Origin of the sequence: Tabrizicola soli, assembly GCF_015999335.1 — a bacterium.
Classification (GTDB): Bacteria; Pseudomonadota; Alphaproteobacteria; order Rhodobacterales; family Rhodobacteraceae; genus Tabrizicola; species Tabrizicola soli.
On sequence record NZ_JAEACP010000016.1, the window covers coordinates 15,745 to 38,164 of the forward strand.

Annotated in this window: 17 protein-coding genes; 3 read left to right on the forward strand and 14 right to left on the reverse strand. The window is 66.2% G+C overall.

Annotated features, from left to right (window positions below; translation table 11 throughout):
- Positions 1-140: 140 nt before the first annotated feature.
- Positions 141-971, forward strand: a complete 831-nt coding sequence (locus I7S92_RS15220) for a helix-turn-helix domain-containing protein (protein WP_197645883.1) — start codon at positions 141-143, stop codon at positions 969-971.
- On the opposite strand, the gene I7S92_RS15225 is transcribed toward I7S92_RS15220, so the two are convergent.
- The 13 genes from I7S92_RS15225 to I7S92_RS15285 form a co-directional block, all read right to left on the reverse strand.
- Positions 955-2,379 (reverse strand): amidase, encoded by a 1,425-nt coding sequence (locus tag I7S92_RS15225; RefSeq protein ID WP_197645884.1) that lies wholly within the window; start codon positions 2,377-2,379, stop codon positions 955-957. The two genes, I7S92_RS15220 and I7S92_RS15225, sit on opposite strands and share 17 nt — an antisense overlap.
- Positions 2,379-4,349, reverse strand: a complete 1,971-nt coding sequence (locus tag I7S92_RS15230) for an ABC transporter permease (RefSeq protein WP_197645885.1) — start codon at positions 4,347-4,349, stop codon at positions 2,379-2,381. Before I7S92_RS15230 ends, I7S92_RS15225 begins: the two co-directional genes overlap by 1 nt.
- Positions 4,346-5,371, reverse strand: a complete 1,026-nt coding sequence (locus I7S92_RS15235) for an ATP-binding cassette domain-containing protein (RefSeq protein WP_197645894.1) — start codon at positions 5,369-5,371, stop codon at positions 4,346-4,348. The genes I7S92_RS15230 and I7S92_RS15235 overlap by 4 nt, the downstream gene beginning before the upstream one ends.
- Before the next feature lie 74 nt (positions 5,372-5,445).
- Complete coding sequence (locus I7S92_RS15240; RefSeq protein ID WP_197645896.1) at positions 5,446-6,399, reverse strand: glycine betaine ABC transporter substrate-binding protein; 954 nt, start codon at positions 6,397-6,399, stop codon at positions 5,446-5,448.
- A 432-nt stretch (positions 6,400-6,831) separates the two neighbouring features.
- Positions 6,832-7,551: a hypothetical protein gene (locus tag I7S92_RS15245; RefSeq protein WP_197645898.1), complete on the reverse strand. Its 720-nt coding sequence runs from the start codon at positions 7,549-7,551 to the stop codon at positions 6,832-6,834.
- 282 nt (positions 7,552-7,833) lie between these two features.
- Complete coding sequence (locus I7S92_RS15250) at positions 7,834-8,457, reverse strand: response regulator transcription factor (protein ID WP_197645900.1); 624 nt, start codon at positions 8,455-8,457, stop codon at positions 7,834-7,836.
- A 331-nt stretch (positions 8,458-8,788) separates the two neighbouring features.
- Positions 8,789-9,679 carry a hypothetical protein gene (locus I7S92_RS15255; RefSeq protein WP_197645902.1) on the reverse strand — a complete coding sequence of 297 codons (891 nt, stop codon included), beginning with the start codon at positions 9,677-9,679 and terminating at the stop codon, positions 8,789-8,791.
- Positions 9,680-9,734: 55 nt separating this feature from the next.
- Positions 9,735-10,646, reverse strand: coding sequence for a hypothetical protein (locus I7S92_RS15260; protein WP_197645904.1), 912 nt, complete (start codon positions 10,644-10,646; stop codon positions 9,735-9,737).
- 60 nt (positions 10,647-10,706) lie between these two features.
- Positions 10,707-11,336: a hypothetical protein gene (locus I7S92_RS15265; protein ID WP_197645906.1), complete on the reverse strand. Its 630-nt coding sequence runs from the start codon at positions 11,334-11,336 to the stop codon at positions 10,707-10,709.
- A 137-nt stretch (positions 11,337-11,473) separates the two neighbouring features.
- Complete coding sequence (locus I7S92_RS15270; RefSeq protein ID WP_197645908.1) at positions 11,474-12,805, reverse strand: CsgG/HfaB family protein; 1,332 nt, start codon at positions 12,803-12,805, stop codon at positions 11,474-11,476.
- A 2-nt stretch (positions 12,806-12,807) separates the two neighbouring features.
- Positions 12,808-13,380, reverse strand: a complete 573-nt coding sequence (locus I7S92_RS15275) for a hypothetical protein (protein WP_197645910.1) — start codon at positions 13,378-13,380, stop codon at positions 12,808-12,810.
- Positions 13,377-13,781 carry a hypothetical protein gene (locus I7S92_RS15280; RefSeq protein ID WP_197645912.1) on the reverse strand — a complete coding sequence of 135 codons (405 nt, stop codon included), beginning with the start codon at positions 13,779-13,781 and terminating at the stop codon, positions 13,377-13,379. The genes I7S92_RS15275 and I7S92_RS15280 overlap by 4 nt, the downstream gene beginning before the upstream one ends.
- A 354-nt stretch (positions 13,782-14,135) precedes the next feature.
- Positions 14,136-14,780: a response regulator transcription factor gene (locus tag I7S92_RS15285; RefSeq protein WP_197645914.1), complete on the reverse strand. Its 645-nt coding sequence runs from the start codon at positions 14,778-14,780 to the stop codon at positions 14,136-14,138.
- 702 nt (positions 14,781-15,482) lie between these two features.
- Here I7S92_RS15285 and I7S92_RS15290 point away from each other — a divergent pair.
- Positions 15,483-16,244, forward strand: a complete 762-nt coding sequence (locus I7S92_RS15290; RefSeq protein WP_197645916.1) for an outer membrane protein — start codon at positions 15,483-15,485, stop codon at positions 16,242-16,244.
- An 842-nt stretch (positions 16,245-17,086) separates the two neighbouring features.
- Here I7S92_RS15290 and I7S92_RS15295 read toward each other — a convergent pair.
- A complete protein-coding gene (locus I7S92_RS15295; RefSeq protein WP_354001338.1) occupies positions 17,087-22,021 on the reverse strand; it encodes a RecQ family ATP-dependent DNA helicase in 4,935 nt (1,644 codons plus the stop codon).
- Between I7S92_RS15295 and I7S92_RS23510 the strand changes: the two genes are divergently transcribed.
- Positions 21,974-22,393 carry a hypothetical protein gene (locus tag I7S92_RS23510; protein ID WP_287863215.1) on the forward strand — a complete coding sequence of 140 codons (420 nt, stop codon included), beginning with the start codon at positions 21,974-21,976 and terminating at the stop codon, positions 22,391-22,393. The genes I7S92_RS15295 and I7S92_RS23510 overlap by 48 nt on opposite strands.
- The last annotated feature ends 27 nt before the right edge of the window (positions 22,394-22,420 follow it).

A 22,420-nucleotide genomic window follows, 5' to 3' on the forward strand; every position in this document is an offset into this window, starting at 1 on the left:
CAGGATCGTCAGCCACGGGTCGGCCTTATCAAGGTGCAGGCGTGAATCCCCAGGTTGGGGATATTACCAAAATGGAGGACAATCTTCCCTTGCTGCTATAATTTTAGATTCAAATATATCCGAAGCCTAGAAGGGCAGGAATGAATCTGAACTTCCAGAAGAACCTCCGTCTTCTCGTGTCCTACTCTGGATCGGTTTCGCAGATCTGCCGGCGGCTGGAGGTGAATCGGCAGCAGTTTCATCGCTATCTCTCCGGCGCTGCCCGACCGACCGCCCGCCGGATGCAGTTGATCTGCGACTTCTTCGGGGTCGAGGAAGCCGAGATCCTGATGGATCACGCGCAGTTCCGCGAGATCATCGCCATCCGCCGCCGCAGCACCACGCCCCTGGACCCGCTTGGCACCTTTGTCGCGGGCCTCCACCGGATCAACCCGCGCTCCTCGCGGCAGCTGGAACCGTATCTCGGATTCTACTACAGCTATTTCCGCCCCGTCGAATTTCCGGACATGATCCTGCGCTCGCTGGTCAGCGTGTTCAGCCGTGGCGGCTTTGTCTATTGCAAGACGATCGAGAATTATGCCGCGATCAAGCGGCGGTCGCGGCGCATCCTGAAATATACCGGAATCCTCTATCACACCGGCGAACGCATCCTGGTGCACGAGCGCGAGGCCCATGTCGGCCAGATGATGTGGACCACCGTCCTTCTGCCCTCGCGGATGGATCAATCCTCGCTCATGTCGGGGCTGACGCTGGGGATCAGCTCGGGGATTGCGCGGGATGTGGCCTGTTACCGGGTGATCTGGGAATCGCTTGGCCCCCAGATCGACCTTCGCGCCGCGCTGGCGGGGACCGGGCTTTACGATCTCGCCAGCCCGGTCATCCCGCAGGATATCCGCGTGGCGGTAACGAACGACCTTGCCCCCGGCGAGGACGCCTTTGTCGCCCGCCCCTGGGTCAACGCGCCGGCCTGAAGGCCGAGAGCGGCCCGCGTAGCATCTCGAGCTCCGCCATCAGCGACAGGAGCGTCCTTTCCTGCCCCGCATTGGCAAAGAGCAGCACCCCGACCGGCAGGCCCGCATCGGTCAGGCCCAGGGGCAGCGTCCCCACCGGCAGGCCCGTGAGATTGGCCAGCATGTTGAAAGGCGCATAGCTGGGCCAATCCGGCAGCACGTCGCGCCCGGCGATCCGGTGGGGCGGCTGGCGCAATGGGAAGGCCGGCCAGGCAGTTGCGGGCAGAAGGAAGATATCCCGCCCGGCCATGAAGGCCCGGAACCCTGCGGCAAGATGCGCGGCGTCAGCCCTTGCCCGGGCGAGGACTTGCGGCGAAACCCTCCGTCCAGCCTCCAGAATGGCGCGGGTTTCGGGAACCAGCGCATCGGGATGGCTGCGCAGGAGATCGCCCCTTATCCGGTATTCCTCGACCGCGCCCAGCAGGTCGTGCAACGGGCCGGGATCCTGAATATCGGGGGTCTCGTGCCGGATGCCGTGCCGCGTCCCGGCCAGAAGCCGGACGGCAAGGTCCACCGCCCCGGCGCAGTCCCCGGCTACCGGAAGACCGGCGAGGCTGTTCCCCCAGCTGATCCGCAGGGTGTCGGGGCGGCGCAGGGCGGGGACCGGCAGCATCGACTGCGGATCGCGCGGGTCGCGCCCGACGGCGGCCTCGAACATCATGGCCAGCCCCGCGACCGTGCGCGCCATCGGCCCGACATCGGAATAGGGCTCCCAGTCCTCCGGGCCCGGCCATAGGGGGATCCGCCGATGGCCGGGTTTCAACCCTACCACGCCACAGAAGGCCGCCGGAACCGTGATCGAGCCCGCAGTGTCCGAGCCGGTCGCCAGCGGCACCATCCCCGCCGCCAGCGCCGCAGCCGAGCCCCCGGACGAGCCGCCCGGCGTCAGCATCGGGTTCCAGGGATTGCGGCTGTCCGGTCCAAGCCGGTTGCGGGTCTCGCCCAGAAGGGTGAACTCGGGCGTGTTGGTCTTGCCGACGACGATCGCCCCAGCGGCGCGCAGGCGGGCGACATGCAGCGAGTCCTCGATGGCAACTCGGCTGCGATGGATCAGCGAACCGCAGGTGAAGCGCAGCCCGGCGACGGGTTCGGCATCCTTCACCGCCAGGGGCAGGCCGGTCAGCGGCGCCGGCGCGCCCCCGGCATCCAGCCGCGCCTGCGCCGCCCGCGCCTCGGCCATGGCGCGCTCGGGACAGGTGGAGAGGAACGCGTGCAGCCCGCCGTCCAGCCGCGCGATCGCGGCCAGCGCATCCGCCACCAGTTCGGGCACCGAGATCCGGCGCGACAGGATCATCCCGCGCAGCACATCGGCGGCAAGACCGGCAGGGCCGGAATGGCCGACGGCGACCTGCTCGGCAACCGCCCGCATCACCCCTGCCCCAGCCTTTGCCGCAGGCGCTGGCTGGCGGCGGTGATCAGCCGGTCGGCCAGGATCGACAGCACCGAGATGCCGAGCCCCGCGATCAGCCCCTCGCCAACCTTCGCCTTGCTGACGGCAACCAGCGCCTCCTGCTCCAGCCCGCGGGTGCCGACCAGGGCGGTGATCACCAGCATTCCGAAGGCCATCAGCAGGGTCTGGTTCAGCCCCAGCATCAGCTCCGGCAGCGCCTGCGGCACCTGCACCAGCCAGAGCCTTTGCCGGGGCGTGCAGCCGGCCATGTCGGCCGCCTCGATCAGCTTTGGCGGCACCCGGGCGACGCCATCCTTGGCATAGCGGATCGCCGGCGGCAGGGCATAAAGCACGATGGCCATCATCGCCGGAAAGTCGCCCAGCCCGAACAGCATCACCACCGGGATGAGATAGACGAAGGTCGGCAGGGTTTGCAGCGTGTCGATCACCGCCGTCACCACCCGGTCAAGCCGCGGCCGCTGCCCGGCCAGCAGGCCGACGGGAAGCCCCAGCACCATCGCGATCAGGGTCGAGACCAGCGCAAGGTAAAGCGAGATCATCGCCTGGTCCCAGTAGCCGGTCAGCGCCGGAAGGCTCAGCAGGGCTGCGCAGACGAGGGCGAGCCTCGGCCCCTGAAGCGCGGCGGCCAGCAGGGCCGCGCCCGCCGTCACGCCAAGCCAGGGCAGGGCAAGAAGTAGCTCCTTCAGGGGACGCAGCAGGTAGCGGACGGTGCCGTCGCTCAGCGCCGCGATGGGGCCCTGCCAGGCCAGGTTGATCCAGGCCACCGCATCGTCCAGCATCTTCCCGGTCGAGACCGTCAGCGCCGGGGGAAAGTCGCGCAAGACCGGCAGGAATTGCCCCGCAAGAAGGGCGAGGAGCAGAAAGCCGAAAGTGCCGAGGAGAAGCCGCGCCGGTCTGCCGGGCCTGCCGTGCCGGGGGCGGTGCAGCGCATAGGCGCGGGACATCCGGTCCAGCACGATGGCCAGAAGCGTGATGCCCAGCCCGGCCTCGAAGGCGCGGCCGAGGCGCATCGACTTCAGCCCCTGCAGCACGTCGTTGCCCAGACCGCCCGCCCCGATGATCGAGGCGATGATCACCGCGGACAGCGAAAGCATGATGACCTGGTTCAGCCCGGTGAGCAGCCCCTGCCGCGCGGCGGGCAGCAGGACCAGCCATTGCCGCTGCCGGGGCGTGCAGCCGGTCATCGTGGCCAGATCCTCCACCGATTGCGGCAGTCGGCGCAGCGCCAGCGTCGTGTTGCGGGCCATCGGCGGCATGGCATAGATCACGGTCGCGATCAGCGCCGCCACCGGGCCGAAGCCGAAGAACAACAGGATCGGCACCAGATAGGAGAAGACCGGCAGCGTCTGCATGATGTCGTAAAGCACCGTCAGCACCGCATCGAGCCGCGGCCAGCGCCAGGCCCAGGCGCCCAGGAGCAGCCCCAGCCCGGCCCCGACCAGCACCGAAAGCGCCACCGAGGCCAGGGTGAACATCGCCGGTTCCCACAGGCCGAACAGCAGGAAATAGAGGCAGCTTCCCAGCACCAGGGCGGCCCCGCCCCGCCCGCTGATCCGATGCGCAGCCAGCGTCCAGACGGCGGTCAGCGCCCACCAGGGCAGCGGGGCCATCTCCAGCCGCATCCCGCCGAGGCGCAGCCGGAACCCCCCGGCCAGCAGGCCACGGACCAGATCCAGCGGCAGTTCCACTGCTGTGCCAAGCGCACGGGTGATATCCTTGACCGCCAGCGGCCCGACATGGGCCTTCCGGCTCAACCAGCTGAAGAAGCTGTTCAATGTCCCCGCCGCATCCACCTGCCAGTCGGCCGGAAGCCTGCGCGCCCAGTCGGGCAGACCGGCCGCCAGCGCCAGCCCCGCCAGCAAAAGGGCGATGCCGGCCAGCAGGGGCCAGACCGCGCGCCCGGAACCTGTTGCGGCCACCCGCATCATGCCGACGCTCCGGAAAAGACGGTCTCGATCACGGTCCTGCGGTCAAGCGAGCCAACGATCCGCCCGGCGCCATCCGCAACCGGGATCGGCGTCTCCGAGGCCAGAACCCGCGCCGCCACATCGCCGACCAGCGCCGCCGCACTCACCGGGGCGCCCGCGGCCCGTTCGCTCGCCGGTGCCTGCACCGAGGCCACGCGCAGTACGCGGGCGCGGGGGATCTTGCGGGTGAAGGCGGCGACGTAGTCGTCCGCCGGCGCCAGAACCAGCCGCTCTGGCGTGTCGATCTGGACCACGCGGCCGTTGTGCATGATCGCGATGCGGTCGGCGATCCGGATCGCCTCGTCGAAATCATGGGTGATGAACACGATCGTCTTCTGCAGGCTGGCCTGAAGGCGCAACAGCTCACCCTGCATCTCGTCGCGGATCAGCGGGTCGAGGGCCGAGAACGGCTCGTCCAGGAACCAGATCTCGGGTTCGGTGATCAGGCTGCGGGCGATGCCGACGCGCTGCTGCTGGCCGCCCGAAAGTTCCTTGGGGAAGTGGGTCGCCCGCCCGCCCAAGCCTACGGTCTGGATCAGCCTGTCGGCAAGCTCCTCACGGCGCGCGCGCGGAATGCCCTGCACACGCAGCGGAAAGGCGATGTTGTCGCGGACGTTCAGGTGCGGCAGCAGGGCGAAATCCTGAAACACCATGCTGATCTTGTGCCGCCGCATCTCGATCAGTAGCGCGGGATCGATGCCGCGCAGGTTCACCCCGTCGATCATCAGGTCGCCCAGCGTCGGAGCGGCCAGGCCCGTCATGCAGCGCACCAGCGTCGACTTGCCCGACCCCGACAGCCCCATGATGACAAAGACCTCGCCGCGGGCGACCTCCAGCGTCACGTCCCCGAGCGCGGTCAGCCAGCCCTCGCTGGCGGCGATCCGGGCCCGCGCCGCATCGGGCGTCAGGCCGCGCAGGGCACCCACATCGGCCCCGTAGACCTTCCACAGGTTCTGGCAGCGGATAAGGCCGTTCTCGGTCATGGGAGGGGTCTTTCGGTCAGGAGGCATCGGCCCGCCGCGTTCGGGCGGACCGGAAGGGCACGGCGAGAGGGCGGTCAGCGCAGCCAGCCGCGCCAGACGGATTCGTTGGCGTTCACCCAGTCCTCGGCCATCTGATCATAGGATTGCCCGTCCACGTCGATCTTCTCCATCCCGTCCGCAACGGTCCGGGCATCCAGCGCGAACAGGTAGAGGATCCGCGCCGCGCCCGGCGCTTCAAGCGCGATGTCGCGGTTCATCAGCTTCCACAGGAAGCCCGATGGCGTGGCGCAGTCATGCGTCTTGTCGGGGATCGGACCCCAGGCCGGGTCGGTGAAACAGGCCGGCTCATAGGCGGGGAAGGCGACGTAATTGCCCTCGGCCTTGTCGAAGAACCAATGCGGGCTGTAGCCCCAGCCCATGACCGGCTCTTTCCGGTCATAGGCCCCCTTCACCGTCGCGATCAGCGCCCCGGAACTGCCCGAGGTGATCGGCTGGACCGGCAGGCCGAAGGCGTCGATGGTCTCGTCGACATAGGTGATCCAGTCTGCCGGGGCCGCCACGAACTGCGCCTCGGGCTCGGTCTCGGCGGTGGACAGCGCCTTGACGCAGCCTTCCTGCAGAAGGGCCCCATAGTCCGGCAGACCGGGGCAGGAGACCTCGAGATAGGCCGGATACCACCAGCCCTCGCGGACGCCGATGCCGCTGGAGCCGGCGTTGATCACGTCGCCCGTGGCAACCGCCTCCTGGCAGGCGTCCCAGGTCGTGTCCCAGCACAGGAAGGTATGCAGGTCGCCCTGCTGCAACCCGGTCAGCCCGGCCGTGTAGTCCGCCGAGACATATTCCACCTCATGCCCCGCGCGGGCCAGCACATGGCCGAGGATATAGGTCGGCACGTCGGTTTCCGAGGAGTTGATGACCGTCAGCTTGATGACGGGTGCGTCTTGTGCCTGGGCGAGTTGCGGCGCGATCGAAAGCGCCGTGTTCAGTATCACTGCGCTCAGCTTCAGGTTCCTGCTGGATGCGGTCATTTCGAAGTCTCCTCCCCTGATTGCCCAAGTCCGGACTGCGCCGGGTTTCAGGGCGGTCGGGCATCAGTCTACCAGACCGGGTCGATCTGACGAGATGCCTGACTGTCGCTTTCTGTCGCTCATCAAGCGACCAAAAGTGACAGAATCTTCGAGGGATATCGCGTTTCCGGTTGCCCGAACTTTGCAACCACACCGGCCGGGGCTGGCATTGGTCAGGTCGGCCCCTGCGTCGACCAGGCGGGATCTGTCTCGATGTGATACGGGAGCAGGGGGACCCGTCCAGCGTGAACCCGATCCGCCCATCACCCTGCAGGCCATCGCGCGCCCGGAAGGTCCCGCGGCCGGGCGACGCCCGGCGCACAAATCCACCCTGATCAGTCCCAGCGGCCAGCTCCGGGGTTGCACCGGCCGGAAACGGCCGGTGCGTTCCGGTCAGGTCTTCTTGCCCGAAGGGCCGACGCCGCTTTCGCTTCCCGTGCTGCCGCCCATGCTCGAGCCGCTGGAGCCCGCCCCACGGTTCTTGCGCCAGTCCTCGAATTCGGTATCGAATTTCTTCTGGCGCTCTTCGTTGAAGGCCCGGTAATCCTCGTCATGGGCCTGCATCTGCCGTTCGCGCCAGTTCTGGTAGTGCTGGTCATGGCCCATGCGGCCATGCTGTCCCTGCTCTTGTCCGGACTGACCGTAGCCACCCTGGCCGTAGCCCGACTGGTACCCGCGCTGACCCATGCCCTCACCATAGCCGGACTGACCGCGGCCGCCTTGTCCATAGCCCGAATGATAGTCCTCGTACCCGCCTTGCCCATATCTGGATCGGCCCGGGCCCTGCTGGTCGCCAGAATAGCCTTGGCCCTGGTACATCCCGCCCCCGGATTCGCCATAACCCCGGCCTTGTCCGTATCCGGACTGCCCGCGCGAGCCATAGCCGCCGGGACGGCCGTCTTCCGACCAGTCGCCACGGGACGAGCCGTAATCGTCCTCGTCATCCCGACGCGAGAATCCGGAAGCGCCGCGCCGTAGATCGCGCTCATCCTCCGGATAGCCGCGCCCGAACGATCCGCCCCGACCCCGAGAGCTGCCCCGCATGGAACGCTCGTCGCTTCGCCCGCGATACGAGCCCATGCGCTGGTCGTCGTCGTCATATCGTTGTGCCATGTCTCTCTCCAGTTTCCTGCCCGCGCCATGCCGGAACCTTCCGGCGTCATCCGCTGCGGCTTCTGGTCAACCGGGACGGTCGGCGGGATGTTCCTGTCGTTGAGAACCATGCCGGGTTCCGTTGCGGCAGGAATAGGCCGACGCTTGTCGCGCAGCCACCGGCTGGAGAGGGAACAGTCATCCGTTCCCGATTGCAGGCGGGCATCGAGGGTTGTTCATCGGGGCCGCCGATGCGGTTTGGCGGTTACCGCTTGACCGCGTTGCGGGTGAGCGACCCCCGCACTAGATCAGCCCCACCCCCTGCGCGATGGTCACGGCATGGGCCCGGTTGCGGGCCTGCAGCTTCGCGAAGATCGTGCGCAGATGCATCTTCACCGCCATCTCGGTGCTTTCCAGCGCCCGGGCGATTTCCTTGTTGGTGCGGCCCTCCTGCACCAGCTTCATGATCTGCGCCTGAAGCGCGTTCAGCACCGGCCGCGCCTCGGCACCCTGCCCCTGCGGCGGGCCCTCGGCACTCCCGGCGGGCAGGAAGACCTCTCCCGAACACACCAGCCGCAGCGCCGCCGGCAGGGACCGCAACGGCATGGTCTTGGGAATGTAGCCCGCGGCCCCGGCGTTGACGGACTTGAGCGCAAACTCGGTCGAGACATTTCCCGAGAACAGCACCACCTTCGCGCCATTCGCCGCAGCGATGACCTGTGCGATGCTGGGCAAACCGTCCATTCCCGGCATCATGAGGTCCAGCAGGACGAGGCTGAAGCTCTGCTCCCCAAGGGCCGCAAGAACTTCGTCGAGGCAGCGTGTGGTGCGCGCGACGAAATCACCCTCGCGCAGCAGGATGTGGGCCACCGCCTCGGCCACAAGGATATGATCGTCGGCAATAAGGACGTCGATGAATTCGGACATGAAGGAGATGACTCTCTACTGTGCATCCGGCGTTGCGTCCCGGCTTTCGGTTGGCGACGTTTATCTGACCGAACGATCAAATCAATCGAGACTGACGAAAGACAGGTCCGCGCTCCATTCGGAAATGGATGGCCGGAGGAACCCGGACGGGCCTGTTCCGCTGGAGCAAAGGAAAAAGGGCGCCCGGAGATCCGGGCGCCAAGGTACAGGCTTTCGCCCGACGGACATCTCGGCCGAAAGGGCAGTCGGTTAGGGCCAAGTGCAAATACTAGAGTATCGGCCCGCGCCTGAAACGGGTGAGGGCATAGGTTTGCCATGGGCTCTCTTTCGGTCACGGCGCGACCGCGACGATGAGCCCGTCGTTCACGGCCCCGAGGACCGTGGGGGTAATGGCGCCGACCCGCACCGCGACCCGTTCCACCTGCAGCCGCACCGCACCAGTGACGTCCTGCGCGTTGCTGCCCAGGTTCAGCGCGACCAGCGAGGGGCCGTCTCCGCCCGAGATAAGGCGGCTCGACTGCGCCAGCGCCTCGACCCCGCCGGCCGCGATCGCCTGGTCGATGCGTCCCGTCGCCCCCATGGTCACCGAGGAAAGGTCGGGCACCAGCGCCTCGGATGTCAGCCCGCTCAGCACCGTGCCTGCGTTCGACACGCCCAGCACGGTCGAGGCAAAGACCCGCCCGGTGGCTGCGGTAACGGCCCGGTCGGTGACGGCGGTCGCGCCCAACTGCGCGAACTGCAGGTCGTCGGCCAGGGCGGCAATGCCGATGCGTCCGTCGACCCGTCCCGCGATCAGGCCGCGCGCCTCGCGCAGCGCGCTGCCCTGCGCATCCTGTTGCCAAAGCGACAGCTGCCCGGCCGGCGGCAGCGAATAAAGCGCGCTGCCCACCGGATAAAGTCCCCGCGCCAGCCCCGAGACAATGCCGCCCGCCGCCGCGTCGTCGACCACAAGACCCGTCGCCCCCGCCGTGGCGGTGACGGGATTGCCGAGGGCATCGAAGCCCACAACCACCTCCTGCCCCGGCTGAAGCGTGAGCGCGGCGTCGTGCAGCCCCTCCATCGCGATGGCCGAGTTGATGAACACGCCCGCGAAATCCTGCGCCTCGATCAACCGGAGCACGCGCTCCAGGATCGAGCCGCTGGCCCGGGCCGGGGGCGCGCTGGCCACCAACGCGGCAACGACCAGAAGATGGCAGGACAAAACCGAAGCGGTTCGCAGCATGTCGGACCTCCCTGCCTTGGGGCCCCCGGCCTTGCGGGCCGGGGGCGGTTGGGTCTCAGTTCGTGCCGACGATGCCCGACTGGATACCGTTCACGGCCGCGTTCACACCCGAGGTGATGGTGCCGGTGTTGACCGCGCCGAGGACAGTGGTCGCCACGTCGCCCATGCTGCCGTTCAGGCCGGTCATGGTGGTGTTGACCGAGCCGATGATGTCGGTGGCGTTCGACGCCACGTTCAGCACCAGCGCGGCCGAGTCGACGGAGCCGCCCAGTTGCTCGATCGCGGCCGAGACGGCCGAGGACGAACCGGCGATCGCTTCGCTCACGTCCTGGTTCACGCCCAGGGTGATCTCGCCGGTGTTGACCGCGCCGAGGACGGTGGTGGCCATGTCGCCCAGGTCGACCGTGACCTGATCCAGCGCGATGACCGTGCCGCCCACGTCGGCGGTGGCGGTGGTCACCCCCGTCAGCGTGTTGGTGATCGAGCCGTCGATCGCCGTCATCATGGTCAGCGGCTCGACGAAGCTGCTGGTATAGCCGGCAGTGGTCGCCCAGTCACCGAAGTCGGCGAAGTCTGCGGTGGCATCGGCCGCAGCCGCTGCGTCCGCTAGGGCCTCGGTGTCGTAGTTGACGCCGTCGTAGACCCACTTGTCGCCGCCAACATCGGCGCCGTTCGTGTCGGTGTAGGTGACGTTACCCTGTGCGGTGGTGACCGCTGTGGCCAGCGCAGCGTCATAGGCGGCTTCCATCTCGGCAACGGTCACCACGGCGTCGTCGGCATCGGTCCAGACCGTGCCACCGGCGGTGGTGCCGATGTTCTCGGCGATGTTGGCGAAGACGCCGTTCACCTTCTCCATGTTGGTGTTGCCGTCGATCGTGCTCAGGACGCGCTCCAGGACGGATTGCGCCTGCGCGCCGCCGGCGCTCAGGGCCAGGCCAAGGGCCGTGGTCAGAAGCAGTTTGTTCATCTCGAACCTCTTGTGTTGGGGGACCCCCGCGACCCTGCGCCGCGGGGGTGGGGTTCATGCTCAGTTCGTGCCGACGATGCCCGACTGGATGCCTTCCACCGCCGAGTTCACGCCCGAGGTGATGGTGCCGGTGTTGACCGCGCCAAGGACCGTGGTCGCCACGTTGCCGAGCGAGCCGTTCAGCCCGTCGAAGGTGGTGTTGACCGAGCCGATGATGTCGGTCGCGTTCGACGCCACGTTCAGCACGATCGCCGAGGTGTCGGCCGAGCCGCCCAGCTGGTCGATGGCGTTCGAGACGGCCGAGGAGGTGCCGGCGATCGCTTCGCTCACGTCCTGGTTCACGCCCAGGGTGATGTCGCCGGTGTTGACCGCGCCCAGAACCGTGGTGGCCATGTCGCCCAGGTCGACCGTGACCTGCTCGACGGCCGTGACGGCGTTGTTCACATCGGCGGTCGGACCATCGAAGCCGCTCAGCAGGTTGGTGATCGAGCCGTCGATGGCCGTCAGCATCTCGCCGGTTTCACCCACGGTGCCGATGTTCTCGGCGATGTTGGCGAAGACGCCGTTCACCGTTTCCATGTTGGACGAGCCGTCGATCTGATCGAGTACCCGCTCGAGAACCGACTGGGCGGAAGCCGCGCCCGACAGGGCGACAAGGGCCAGAGCGGTAGTTGCAAGGAGTTTCTTCATCTGAAGTTTCCTGTCCTGATTGACCGTTTCCCACCCCCATGGGAAACAGCGATTGCACCCGGCGCGAGGAGGGGCCGGTCTTGCCGTTCGGGTGTGGGGCACCCGAACGGATGGTCGATGAAGCGGCCCGGCCGCCTTCAGGGTGTCGGCATGCCGGTCCCTCCAAGCTTCTTGTCATCCGGTCCCGGCGCGCCGGGCGACTCGGGTGTCGGGGCGGCGGCGGCCTTGGCCTTGGCCAGGCGGCGGGCCTCCTGCGCGACGGCGATGGCCTGTTCCACCAGCGTGGCGGCGGCGTCGCCCTCGGGGCCGGTCAATCCGGCGGCCGCAGCCTCTTTCAGCGTCTTGACCGCCATGGCCATGTTCATTTCCGCTTCCCTCGCCGCCTTGTCGGCCTCCTCGGCGGTCTTGGAGCGGGCGGCGCGGTCGGCGGCGGCAATCGCCCTTGCGGCATAAGCCGTGGCGTTGCCCGCCAGCTGGCGGGCCTCGGGTGGGCTGGCCGCAGCGGATTTCTGCGGGGCCGGTTGCGGGGCGGGGGCCGCGCTGGCCGGGGCGGGCCCTCCCCCGCCCGCCCCGGTCGGGGCCGCACCCGCTGCCGCAGGTGGCCCCTTGCGCGCCGCCGCCGCCTCGTCCGCCGCGGCGGTGATCTCGCGAAGTGTGCTGCCATCCCCAGACGACAGCATCCCGCTTGGCGCGGCGTCGATGGACCTGATCTCGGCCCGGCAGGCGGCCGCGGCATCCGCGTCCAGCGTCTGCGCCAGAAGCTCGAACACGGCATAGCTCATCATCTGGCGCAGCGTCAGTTGCAGCGCCTCGCGCTCCATCCCGCCGATATCGGCCTCGACCAGGGTTTCACCGAGGTAGCGGCTGGTCTCGAAGCCGATTTCCTTCTCGTAAAGCTGCTTCTGCAGCGGGACATTGGCGACGACGCGGCCCGTGTTCGCATCGGTCAGCGCCAGATCGAGTCCGATCAGGACGCGGTTCTGCCTGTAGCGCGGGCCGACGCCGGCCACGCTCAGCTCGGCCCCGCCGCCGGGGATGAAATCCAGGCTGTTGATCGAGCCCGAGATGAACAGGTCGGCCGGAATCTGGGTGCGGATGTTGCGGATGCCCCAGTTGTTCTCGGCCAGGGGAATGTTGGGGTCGCGGCGGTTCACCACCGTCAGCCCGGCCCGGAACAGCGCCGACTGCACCATGTCGCCCGCACCCTGCGACACCAGCTTGCCGGTGCCGCTGTCCGCATATTGTTCCTTGCCGGTGGTGTCGGCGATCGTCCCGACCCCGAAGGACAGGCGCTCGGGGAACTTTCCCTTCATGCAGATCAGCGCCCGGTCGAAGTCGGTCACGATGTCCTGCATCGGCGGGCCCTTCACGATCTCGGCGTTCTTTCCTTTGGGCGTGACTGCGCCCGGTGTCGGCACCGCACAGGCCGCAAGGGCCAGCAGAAGGTACAGGGCCAGGGTCGGGCGCATGGTCAGGGGATCGCGCAGGCCGAATTCACCTGACCGCTGTCCGTCACGGTGACATAGGGCAGCGTATAGCTGCTCCCCAACCCGCCATAGGCATTGGCATCGGCCGCACCCGGCGAGGTGGTGGTCGCGCTGTGCACGATCGAGCCGTCCACGCAGCCCGAAGATTCGGCGGTGTTGTTGGCCACCAGGCTGTTGTTGTCCCCCTCGACCGTGATCGTGGTCGAGCCGGTGTTCAGCGCGCCCACCGAATAGGTCTGTTCGCCGATGGCATCGCCGATCTGGGACGAGCCGCTGATCGTGCCGCCGCCCGAATCCATCTCGATGTAGTTCGAGCGGTTGTCGTTGTAGTTGTTCGTATTGTAGACGACCTGCGGGTCGCCCTCCTCGGCGTTGCGGATCGCCTCGGCCCGCTGCAGGGCCACGCTGCGGTCACTGGCGGTGTTGAAGCCGAAGACGCCGGCCCAGCTTTGCCCGGCGCTGGAATAGTTCTGCGCCGCAGCGGGGGCGGAGACCGCAAGGATCAGCGAGGCCGCAAGTCGCAGCGACCGCAGGGGGAGATGGCGCGCGCGGGTCATTTGCCGAACTTGTCGAACGAGATATCGCCGGTTTCCCGATCGATATGGACACCAGTCTTGTCCGTGCCGGCGACGACCTCACGGTCGTTGATCCCCGCATAGGTCTCCTTGGTGTTGGCGGTCACCACGCCGGGCGGCCTGCGCGGCGTCGGATTCGGATTCGGTGTCGGCGTCGGACCCGGCTGCGGGTCGGGCAGATCCGGCGAAACGGGCGGGACGGCTGGAACCACGACCGGGCAGGGAACCAGATAGGGATCCCACTTGTCCTGTGAAAGCACGTAACCCGCCGGCGGCGCCTGTACGCAATAGACCACCTGCTCGGAGGTCAGCGGCCGCTGCGGCGCGCAGCCCATGAGTGCAATGCCGGTTATGGTCAGCAAGACGATCTGATATTTCGGCATCATGGCCCCTATGACGACGGCCCGGCCGTGGCCAAGCGCAGGAAATCTCGTGGAATTTTCTGTTTCGCCCGTGGCCTGTCGGCAATCCAGTGCGCAAAAGGATTCTGCACTGTCCGAATGGATGCCGTCATGGCGATAGTTGCTCCGTAAGCGTCTGGCCTGACCGAACGGTCGCGGGACGAGGGTGTCGGATAGCGTCCGCCATCGATAGTGGACACTATGGTGCCTGGGCGGCGCGTCGGTTTGGACGGATGAGAAGAAGCAGCCGATCCGGTGGCTGCGCGATGTCTGTTATGCGTCCGCCCGGCGGCGGTTCCGTCCCGTGGACCGCCCCGGCCGGTAGTCCGGCCCGGCTCAGACCAGGCCCAGATCACGCGCCAGCACGACAGCATGCGTCCGGTTGTGCGCGCCCAACTTGCGACAGATCGCGGTGACGTGCATCTTCACCGTCGGCTCGGCCAATTGCATCTCGACGGCAATGGCCTTGTTCGTCTGCCCCTCGACGAGATACTCTAGCACCTTGTTTTCCCTTTCGCTCAGCTCGCTCTTGCGTGCTTCGCGCAGCTGCTCGGAACTGCGGCGCATCAGTTCCATCGGCAAGTAACGCTCGCCCGCGTGCATGAAGCGGATCGCATTTGCCAGACTGCGGAACGGTGTCGTCTTCAGCACGATTCCCGCAGCAGCCGAGTTCAGAATCTCGTCCGTCATTCGCGCAGTAGGGCTGCTGGTGATGATACCGACCGGATTACCATGGTTCAGCCTCACCATCCGGCGCAGGCCTTGGACACCGTTCATTCCGGGCATGTTGAGATCGAGCAGCACGACGTCATAGGGCCCGCTCTGCTGGACCTGAAGCACTGCATCGTCCAGGTCGTTCGCCACGGCCACCTGTAATCCCGCAGATGTGGAAAGGAATAGCGCGAGCATATCCAGAATCATCCGATGGTCATCGGCAATCAGAACGCGCAGTTTCCTCGTGGGCAGATCGGATTCGGTCATCGGATTTTCTCGCTGTGCAAGTAGTTTGTAGGACTGCATCTAATTTGAAGCGGGGCACATATTTGACGCTGGGGAGTCCTATTGGTCATTGCCGGATCATTCCGGGACTGGCGGTCGGCCAATAGTTGGTCCTTGGCATAACTTTCGTGATGCCATGCGATGCCGCCGGGTGGACTCCACTCCATCGGTAACGCTGCCAAAACCTTCGCCACCAGCAACCGTATCCGTCAGGGCGCTGGAGCCACCCGTTTCTGACGGTTCTTGCATGGGGTCTTCGTAAGGATGACGCGCTTTCCGGCGACAGCCGTGACCTTCTGCGGTTTTCCGGCGTTGCGGAGGATCTCAAGCCTGGATTCCGATAGCGGGCCGCCGCCGCCTACTTCGGATCAAAACACGAAGAGGCGGGCGCTGGCGCGGCGCATTGGATGTCATCCTGCGCCGGATGTGGGTCGAGGGCAGCGATTTCCGTGCCAATGGCCCGGCGCCGAATGCGATCCGGGGAAAGAGGTCGCCACCTGCCGCCCCAATTGCATACCATAAGAGATATTGGCCATCGCGGGCACGCCGATCGAGCACCATGGATAGGATGAACACCACCGGATATCCACATCCCCCCTTTTGAAACGTTGCGGGACTTCGTGCGGATCGGATTTCTATGGCGGGCTGCGTTGGGCAGCCAACCAGAGGAACCCGTAGAGATTCATGACTGCCGTCATTTCCAGTTTTGCGCTGCTTGCCGCGGCGGCGATTGCCCTTGCCACACCCGCCCTGGCCGGAGGCCCTGCGCCCGCATCTGTTGAACCCGAACCCGCAGCAGCGGCCCCCGCCAAGGCCGATACCTGGACCGGCCCTTGGGTCGGCTTGTCGCTTGGCAGCGGCTTCGCAAACTATGATTTCGGGACCCGTATAAGCAATCCGTCGGATCCCGGCGAATTCGTCAGCCTGAACCTGCCGGACTACGGAGGAGATGGCGCTTTCGCTGCGATCGAACTGGGCTATGGTCGCCGCTTCGCCGACAATATGGTCTGGGGGGTGCAGTTCGATCATGCCGTGAGCGGGATCGATACCGGCTCCGAATTTGCGACATCCGTGCCGTTCGCGATCGAGACCCACTTCAAACCGGCCACCTTGACGACGCTGGGCGCGCGGTTCGGCTATCTGGTCAATGACAGAACGTTGATCTTCGGCATGGGTGGCGCAACCCGTGCCGAATTCGAAGGCTCGGCCTCGATCAGCGGAGCGGCAACGTCCGAAAACGACTTCTCCATCGAAACCTGGGGCGTTACGCTCGGCGTGGGGGCTGAAACCCAGATCGCGAAGGATCTCTCGCTCAAGTTCGATTACCGGATTACCGACTTCGGCGACTACAGCATCTACGACGAATCGATCGACGCCGCGAATTTCGACGGTTGGCTGGCGACCAAGGTCCAGACCTTCCGCGTGACGCTGGCCCGGAAGTTCTAAGGCAGACGCAATGGGCGCGTGGCTGGTATGTCCGATGCCACGCGCCGACTGGAGGCAAACACCCCGACGCCTCTCGGCCCCAGATCCCACCAGATGCCATGAACAGCGCCCGTGGACGCGATACCGTCACGAGGCGCCTCCCAGACTTGGCGGGCGTGGTCATCTGTGCAACGTAAGCGTTCACGATCCGCAGCGCCCGCTTCTCGCGTTCCTTCGCGTTGTCGGCAGGCCGATGTGACAGAGCTTGTTCCCTCCGATAAGCTGTCAGATCTCCGGGAACGACGACCTTCCGCACGTATTCCATCCCGCCCCGAGCGCCGTCTTGTAGCAGCGCAGGAAGCTTGACCCCTTGTCTGCAAGGAGTTTCTGCAAATTCAACGATGTGAAGAGGGAAAGGTGAGAGGCTGGACAACTCACGCATTCCAATGACTTCAATGAGTTAGGTGGAGCCCTGGCACCGGAAATCGCCCATATTCTGGCACCGAAATTTCGGGGCCTTCGAACAGTGTCGGGCACCAGGCGGTAGATCGCAAGGCACCAAGAGTTCTCTACACGCAGCGGCTCGCCCGGGAACCGGCGCACCCTCCGCTCGCCGACGCCTCATCCCGTGTCCAGGAGCCGTCGCGGCACTCGGCCACGGTCGGGCGTGGGCTTCGGTCTCGCACGACTCAGGTCAGCTTGGTTCTGCCAAAACCGTAGACAGATGGAATGGATATCGCGGCGCAGATGTTTTCGGTTTCTTCGCCACTTCGGCAACGACGACGGTCGACCTGCGCAAACTGGCTACTTCCAGCAGACCCGCAAGGCACTGCACGATTCCGAGCGATAACCGTGGCTCGGCTTCACCTTCCCCCGCGCCTCCGAAACACCAGTTCCGGCAGGACGGTCTCCCATTCGTCGCGCTTGAGGTAGCTCTGGTAGCTCTCTTCGTTGTCTGATCTGCGCCAGCGCACTATCGCGCCGATCTTTCCGCTCACGAGATCAGTTCCTTCGGGTGGCGCCCAGTTCCCGGACATTCGGCCCAGCACCTGGCGCCTGGCGTCCAGGATCATCCACTTGCCGTCGCGCCAGTCCAGAGTGACCCGCTCATCCACGTTCGCCGCAGAAATGGCGGCAAGGGTTGGGCTGGTCTCGGGCAGCCGACCTGCGTAGGAAAGGTCCACCGACGTCAGGTCGGGCACCTGATACTGATCGGGGTCCGGAAGGTCCTGCCGGGGCGGCGTCTCGACCTTGCGCAGCACTTCGCTGTCGCTGTCTGCCCGCACGAAGGCGTGCGCTCCGCTTGTCACGACGGCCAGACTGCGGCGCGCGCGCGTCATGGCCACGTAGAACAACCGACGTGGCGCTTCGCCGTCTTCGCCGTGCGAAAGTGCCTTCCAACCGCCGTTCAGGATTACCACATGGTCGAACTCCAGGCCTTTTGACCGGTGCGCGGTCAACAGCAGCAGCCCCCTCTGCGCGCTGCGGATGTCGCGCGACCATTCCGCCAACCAGTCGATCGCATCGGGGACCGGAATGGTCTTCCTGCCAAGTTCTCGCGCAAGTCCGGCGACGCCTTCGGCGATCAAATCGACCCAGCGGTTTTCGGGCTGCCGGTTCAGCACATCCAGAATGTTCTGGATGGTCAGCATCGTCGTCAATCGGGTCCGCAGGGCTGCGACGAGGCGCTGCATCTCGCGCAGGCGCCAGACGCTCGGCAGCTTCTCGTTGGCCATCTCCACTGGCAGCCCAAGCCTTTCGGCATAGGCGCGGACCGGGCCAAGCCTTCTCCAGTCGCGGGAGATGATCGCGGTGCGCGTCCAGCTGAAGTCGGGATCGAGCCGCGACAGGCGCACCAGCTCGTCCACCGCCGCCACGGCCTGAGCCGCGTCGTCGCCCGCCACGTCCAGGAATTGCACCCGCCCTTGGCCGACCGGGTCAAGCCGCGCCATCGCCCCGCCGCCCGGTTCCAGGTTGCGCAGCTTGTCCACGGTGATCGGATGTCCGGCCTTCATCCGGTCGCGGGCGGGTTCGATCACCTGGTTCGCGGCGTCGATGATATAGCGTGTCGAGCGGTAGTTCTCGGTCAGAAACTTCGGCTTGGCGCGGTAGTCCTCCTCGAACCGGCGGATGAACGAGACCGAGGCGCCGGTGAACGCGTAGATGTTCTGGTCGTCATCACCTACGGCAAAGAGGCTGAGCCGCTGGTCGGGATCGTCCAGCGACCTGCCAGCCACGGCGGCGACAAGGGCATATTCCTCGGGGCCGATGTCCTGGTATTCGTCGACGAGGATCCAGCGGTAGCCCTGGATCAGCGCCTCGCGCTGCGCCTCCGCCTCGGACCGGCTGAGACCGTCGCCATTGATTAGTCTTACAGCCTCGCGCAGAATGGCGTCGAAGTCCTTCGGCTCGGTCCCTTTGCTGGCAAAGCTTGCGCCCACCAGCCGCATGGCAAGCGCGTGGCAGGTCGAGACGGTCACCCGCGCTGCATCGTTCCCGACAAGGTGGCGCAGGCGCGCGCGGATTTCCCCTGCGGCGTGGCGGTTGTAGGTCAGGACAAGGATGCCTGTCGGATCCTCGCGCCTGACCCGCAGAAGGTAGGCGATACGGTGGGCCAGGACCCGTGTCTTGCCCGAACCGGGCCCCGCCAGGACCAGCACGTTGGTCTCTTCCCGGTCGTCGGCCACGATGTCCTGCTGGGCCGGGTTCCCCAGGTCCTCGACGATTTGCTTCCAGGCGCGCCCCGTGGTCTGGCGACGGATCTCGACGTTGCGGCCCGGCATCCAGCGCCGAAGGAAAGTGTCCTGGTCGAGTGCGAAATAGTCCTCGGCAAGCTGCATCGCCTTGCCGATGTCCTGCATCCCGGTTTCGGCATAGGCGGCCATGACATGGGTCTGGACCGTCTGTTCGCGATAATGCTCTTCGAGCGGCAGGAAGTCCTTCCGGGTGAAGCCCGCACGGCTGGGCTTCAGGTGGATCGTCATCGCCGACCGAAACACAGTCAGGCCCTTGCCAAGGGTCATCACCTGCTGTTCGTGCAGCCAGAGCAGCGCGCGCTCCATCAGCTTGGTCATGTCCTTGACGCCCGCCGCCTTGATCAGGGCGTCGCCGGTCAGAGCCGAAAGCAGGTCGCCGATGGTCGTCTCGACCTGGATGTCCTTTCCTTTTGTCCCCGAAGGCACCTTGGCGATCAGGAAGTCCAGAAGCTTCTCTGCTGCCATCCAGCGCAGCTCGGCGGTTTGCGCCACCACCCGCCAGGGCCGCTCTAACGCCACCTCGACCGCCTTGCCGGACAGCTTCCGCAGCCGGATGTTGCCTTTTCCGCCGTCGCGGTCGCGCCCGTCTCGGGCAATGCTGCGCAAGAGGCGCTCCAGGATGTGGGGGCTCGGATTGTCGAGGCCATCGGTCCGAAGAACATGGGCCGCCACCGTTAGGTCAAGGGCCGCGCCGTGCTCTGCCTCCGCCTGGGGTGCCAGCTCGCGCATCCGGGCGATCAGCGCATTTTCCAGCCGCATCGCTGTCGCCATGCGCTGCCGCGACTGGTTCTCGACGCCGACATGGACCGCGACGGTCACGGCGATATCGTTGCGCGCGATACCCTGCGCTTCAAGGTCGGCCATCGCCTTGGCAAGCTCGCGGTGCGACAGCCCGCTTACCCCCGTCAGCTCGTCGGTGGTGATACCCTGATCCGGGGGCGCGTTCATCACATGACGCACTATGGTCAGAAGCTTTTGCCGATGCGCCCCGGTGATCTGAGTGCCAGCGAGACGCGCCTCTGCTTCGGCCAGGGTTCGGACCAGCAGCGATGAGGGGAAGACCTGCACGCGGTTCTCCTCGCGCGAGACGAGTGTGGACTCTTCCAGCCAGGACAGGGCGGTCTTGACGCGCGTGTCGTCGGTCGCGTCGTCGCGGATGAATTCGCGGTCCTTCTCCTCGCGCACGATCTCGCCCGTGGTTGCCACCACGATCCCGCTGTTGCGGCTGTGCTCATCGATCCGGCGCAGCGCCTTCAGGATCGCGCCGATCTCGTGCCGTTCCAGGCGCGAGCGGGCGGTCAGCGAGAACTGCCGTTCTACATCGTCCGGGTGGTAGAGGAGCACGCAGTGGGCAGGAGCCCGGTCGCGCCCGGCGCGTCCGGCCTCTTGCAGGTAATTCTCCAATGATCCCGGGATGTCGGCATGGACGACCAGCCGGATGTCCGGCTTGTCGATCCCCATGCCGAACGCGTTGGTGGCGGCGATCACGCGCAGCTCGCCCACCCGGAAGGCTTCCTGGACCTGGTGCTTGTCATCGGCCGTGAGCCCCGCGTGGAAGTGAGCCGCGGCGAAGCCCTGGACCTTCAGATGTGACGCGACCCGCTCGGTTTCCTTCCGCGTCGCACAGTAGACCACCGCGCCGGATTTCCCATCGGCAGGAAGATGGTCCCGGAGTGCCGTCAGGATGTCGTCCGGCTTGCTTTCCCGCCCTGTCTCGCGCACCGAGAAGCTCAGGTTCGTCCGTGTCGCGCCACCGTCGAAGAGACCGAGGTCGATTCCGAGCCGTTCACGGAAATGCGCCGTGATGTCCTGCACAACCTCGGGCTTGGCAGTGGCCGTCAGGCACAGCACTGGCGCTGGCGGCGCATCGCCCGAGAACTCGCGGATGAAGCGGCCGATGTAGCGGTAGTCTGGCCGGAAATCGTGCCCCCATTTCGAGACGCAATGCGCCTCGTCCAGCACCCAGAGCCCGACTTCGCGCTGTTTCAGCACGGAACGCACGGACACGCTGCGCAGCTGCTCGGGCGAGATCAGCAGGATCGCCGCCTGGCCCAACCGCACGCGGTCCAGCGCGTCCTGCCGCTCGGGCATCGAGAGCATGCCGTTGATCGTCACCGCCGAGGAGATCCCGGCCCGCTCCATCCCCTGCACCTGGTCGGCCATGAGCGCCACGAGGGGCGAGATCGCCACCGTCAGCGCGCCGGTCTTGTCATAAAGGCTCAGCGCAGGGACCTGGTAGCAGACCGACTTGCCCGTCCCGGTCGGAAGGATGCCGAGGACATTCGCATGGGCCATCGTCTTGGCCACGATGACCTCTTGCAGCGGCCGGCCTGCGCTGTCGGTCGGCTGGGGCCGGAAGCCGTCGAAGCCGAACCACCTCTTCAGCGCCCCAACAGGGTTGTTCATCGTGGCGCACCAGGTGCAGGTCGGATTTCCGCAGTTGGTATCCCGCAGGTCCCGGGCAAGCAGGGCGGCCTCGGGGAAGGCGGCGCGGACCCAGGGCGGCATCACGGATTCTCCGCCGGAAACAGAAATCCAGGCCAGGGCATAAGCCATCGGCCAACCCATCTGCGGATCGGAAAGCTCATCCAGTGCCGGCCCGATCCGTGCGCCGCAGGCCTTTCCTGTGAGAAGTGTCCTGATGGCCAAGAGCGCAGAGGCGCGGTCCGGTGCCGCTGCCTTGCGAATGTCGCGGAAGACCGAGTCGAACCCCTCGGAGCGGTCGCGGCGCGTGGCGAGATAGTGATAGGCCAACACGATCTCGGGGGATTGCGACGCAAGTTCGGTCAGTGCCCGGATCTGGTTCCTGAGCACCTCGAACACCAGCCGCGCATCCTGCTCGGGGTCGTTCACGTGTCCCGCCTGAAGCCGACCATCGTGATAGTGCTTGACCAGGTGGTGATAGGGGTTGCGCGGAAAGGCCAGCGGATTGAGCCAGAGCGTGTCGATCGGCGCAGCCAGCTTCGCAGCAAGCCGTGGCCGCGCGGCGAGCAGGTGCTCGATGTCGTGGCGCAGGATGTTGTGGCCGATAACGTGTGCCACCTTTCCCAGCGCTTTTTCAAGCTGGTCCAGCCGCTGTTCGGTCCTGCCTTTCGGCGCGAGGATGGCAGATTCACCGTCGAGCCGGACCGCAGCGATGTCGAAGATCCTGATGGTCTTCGGGTCTACTTCCAGGTCGACCGACAGGCATTTCTCCAGCAGAGGCCTTCGGTCCTCAGTCTTGAAGCGTATGAGGTTGAGAAGAGCCATCAAGTCCAAGAAAACAATGATCTGGCGGCAAGCTTAGAAGTCTCAGCCAGGCGCGGCAACATGGCAAGTCGCCACCGGCGCCTGGAATCAGCTGGCGCGTTGGGGGCGGCGAAGACCCCTGGTTTCCGGGGAACGGCTGACAATCGGCCGGCTCCAGCTTCATGAGGAGTCAAGCAGCTGTCGCAGCGCCCG

Excerpts from the sequence above, each read along its gene's own strand:
- I7S92_RS15245 (WP_197645898.1), bottom strand. The coding sequence starts at position 7,551 with ATGGCACAACGATATGACGACGACGACCAGCGCATGGGCTCGTATCGC.
- I7S92_RS15250 (WP_197645900.1), bottom strand. The coding sequence starts at position 8,457 with ATGTCCGAATTCATCGACGTCCTTATTGCCGACGATCATATCCTTGTG.
- I7S92_RS15285 (WP_197645914.1), bottom strand. The coding sequence starts at position 14,780 with ATGACCGAATCCGATCTGCCCACGAGGAAACTGCGCGTTCTGATTGCC.
- I7S92_RS15225 (WP_197645884.1), bottom strand. The coding sequence starts at position 2,379 with ATGCGGGCGGTTGCCGAGCAGGTCGCCGTCGGCCATTCCGGCCCTGCC.
- I7S92_RS15235 (WP_197645894.1), bottom strand. The coding sequence starts at position 5,371 with ATGACCGAGAACGGCCTTATCCGCTGCCAGAACCTGTGGAAGGTCTAC.
- I7S92_RS15260 (WP_197645904.1), bottom strand. The coding sequence starts at position 10,646 with ATGAACAAACTGCTTCTGACCACGGCCCTTGGCCTGGCCCTGAGCGCC.
- I7S92_RS15240 (WP_197645896.1), bottom strand. The coding sequence starts at position 6,399 with ATGACCGCATCCAGCAGGAACCTGAAGCTGAGCGCAGTGATACTGAAC.
- I7S92_RS15280 (WP_197645912.1), bottom strand. The coding sequence starts at position 13,781 with ATGCCGAAATATCAGATCGTCTTGCTGACCATAACCGGCATTGCACTC.
- I7S92_RS15230 (WP_197645885.1), bottom strand. The coding sequence starts at position 4,349 with ATGATGCGGGTGGCCGCAACAGGTTCCGGGCGCGCGGTCTGGCCCCTG.
- I7S92_RS15255 (WP_197645902.1), bottom strand. The coding sequence starts at position 9,679 with ATGCTGCGAACCGCTTCGGTTTTGTCCTGCCATCTTCTGGTCGTTGCC.
- I7S92_RS15265 (WP_197645906.1), bottom strand. The coding sequence starts at position 11,336 with ATGAAGAAACTCCTTGCAACTACCGCTCTGGCCCTTGTCGCCCTGTCG.
- I7S92_RS15270 (WP_197645908.1), bottom strand. The coding sequence starts at position 12,805 with ATGCGCCCGACCCTGGCCCTGTACCTTCTGCTGGCCCTTGCGGCCTGT.
- I7S92_RS15275 (WP_197645910.1), bottom strand. The coding sequence starts at position 13,380 with ATGACCCGCGCGCGCCATCTCCCCCTGCGGTCGCTGCGACTTGCGGCC.
- I7S92_RS15290 (WP_197645916.1), top strand. The coding sequence starts at position 15,483 with ATGACTGCCGTCATTTCCAGTTTTGCGCTGCTTGCCGCGGCGGCGATT.
- I7S92_RS15220 (WP_197645883.1), top strand. The coding sequence starts at position 141 with ATGAATCTGAACTTCCAGAAGAACCTCCGTCTTCTCGTGTCCTACTCT.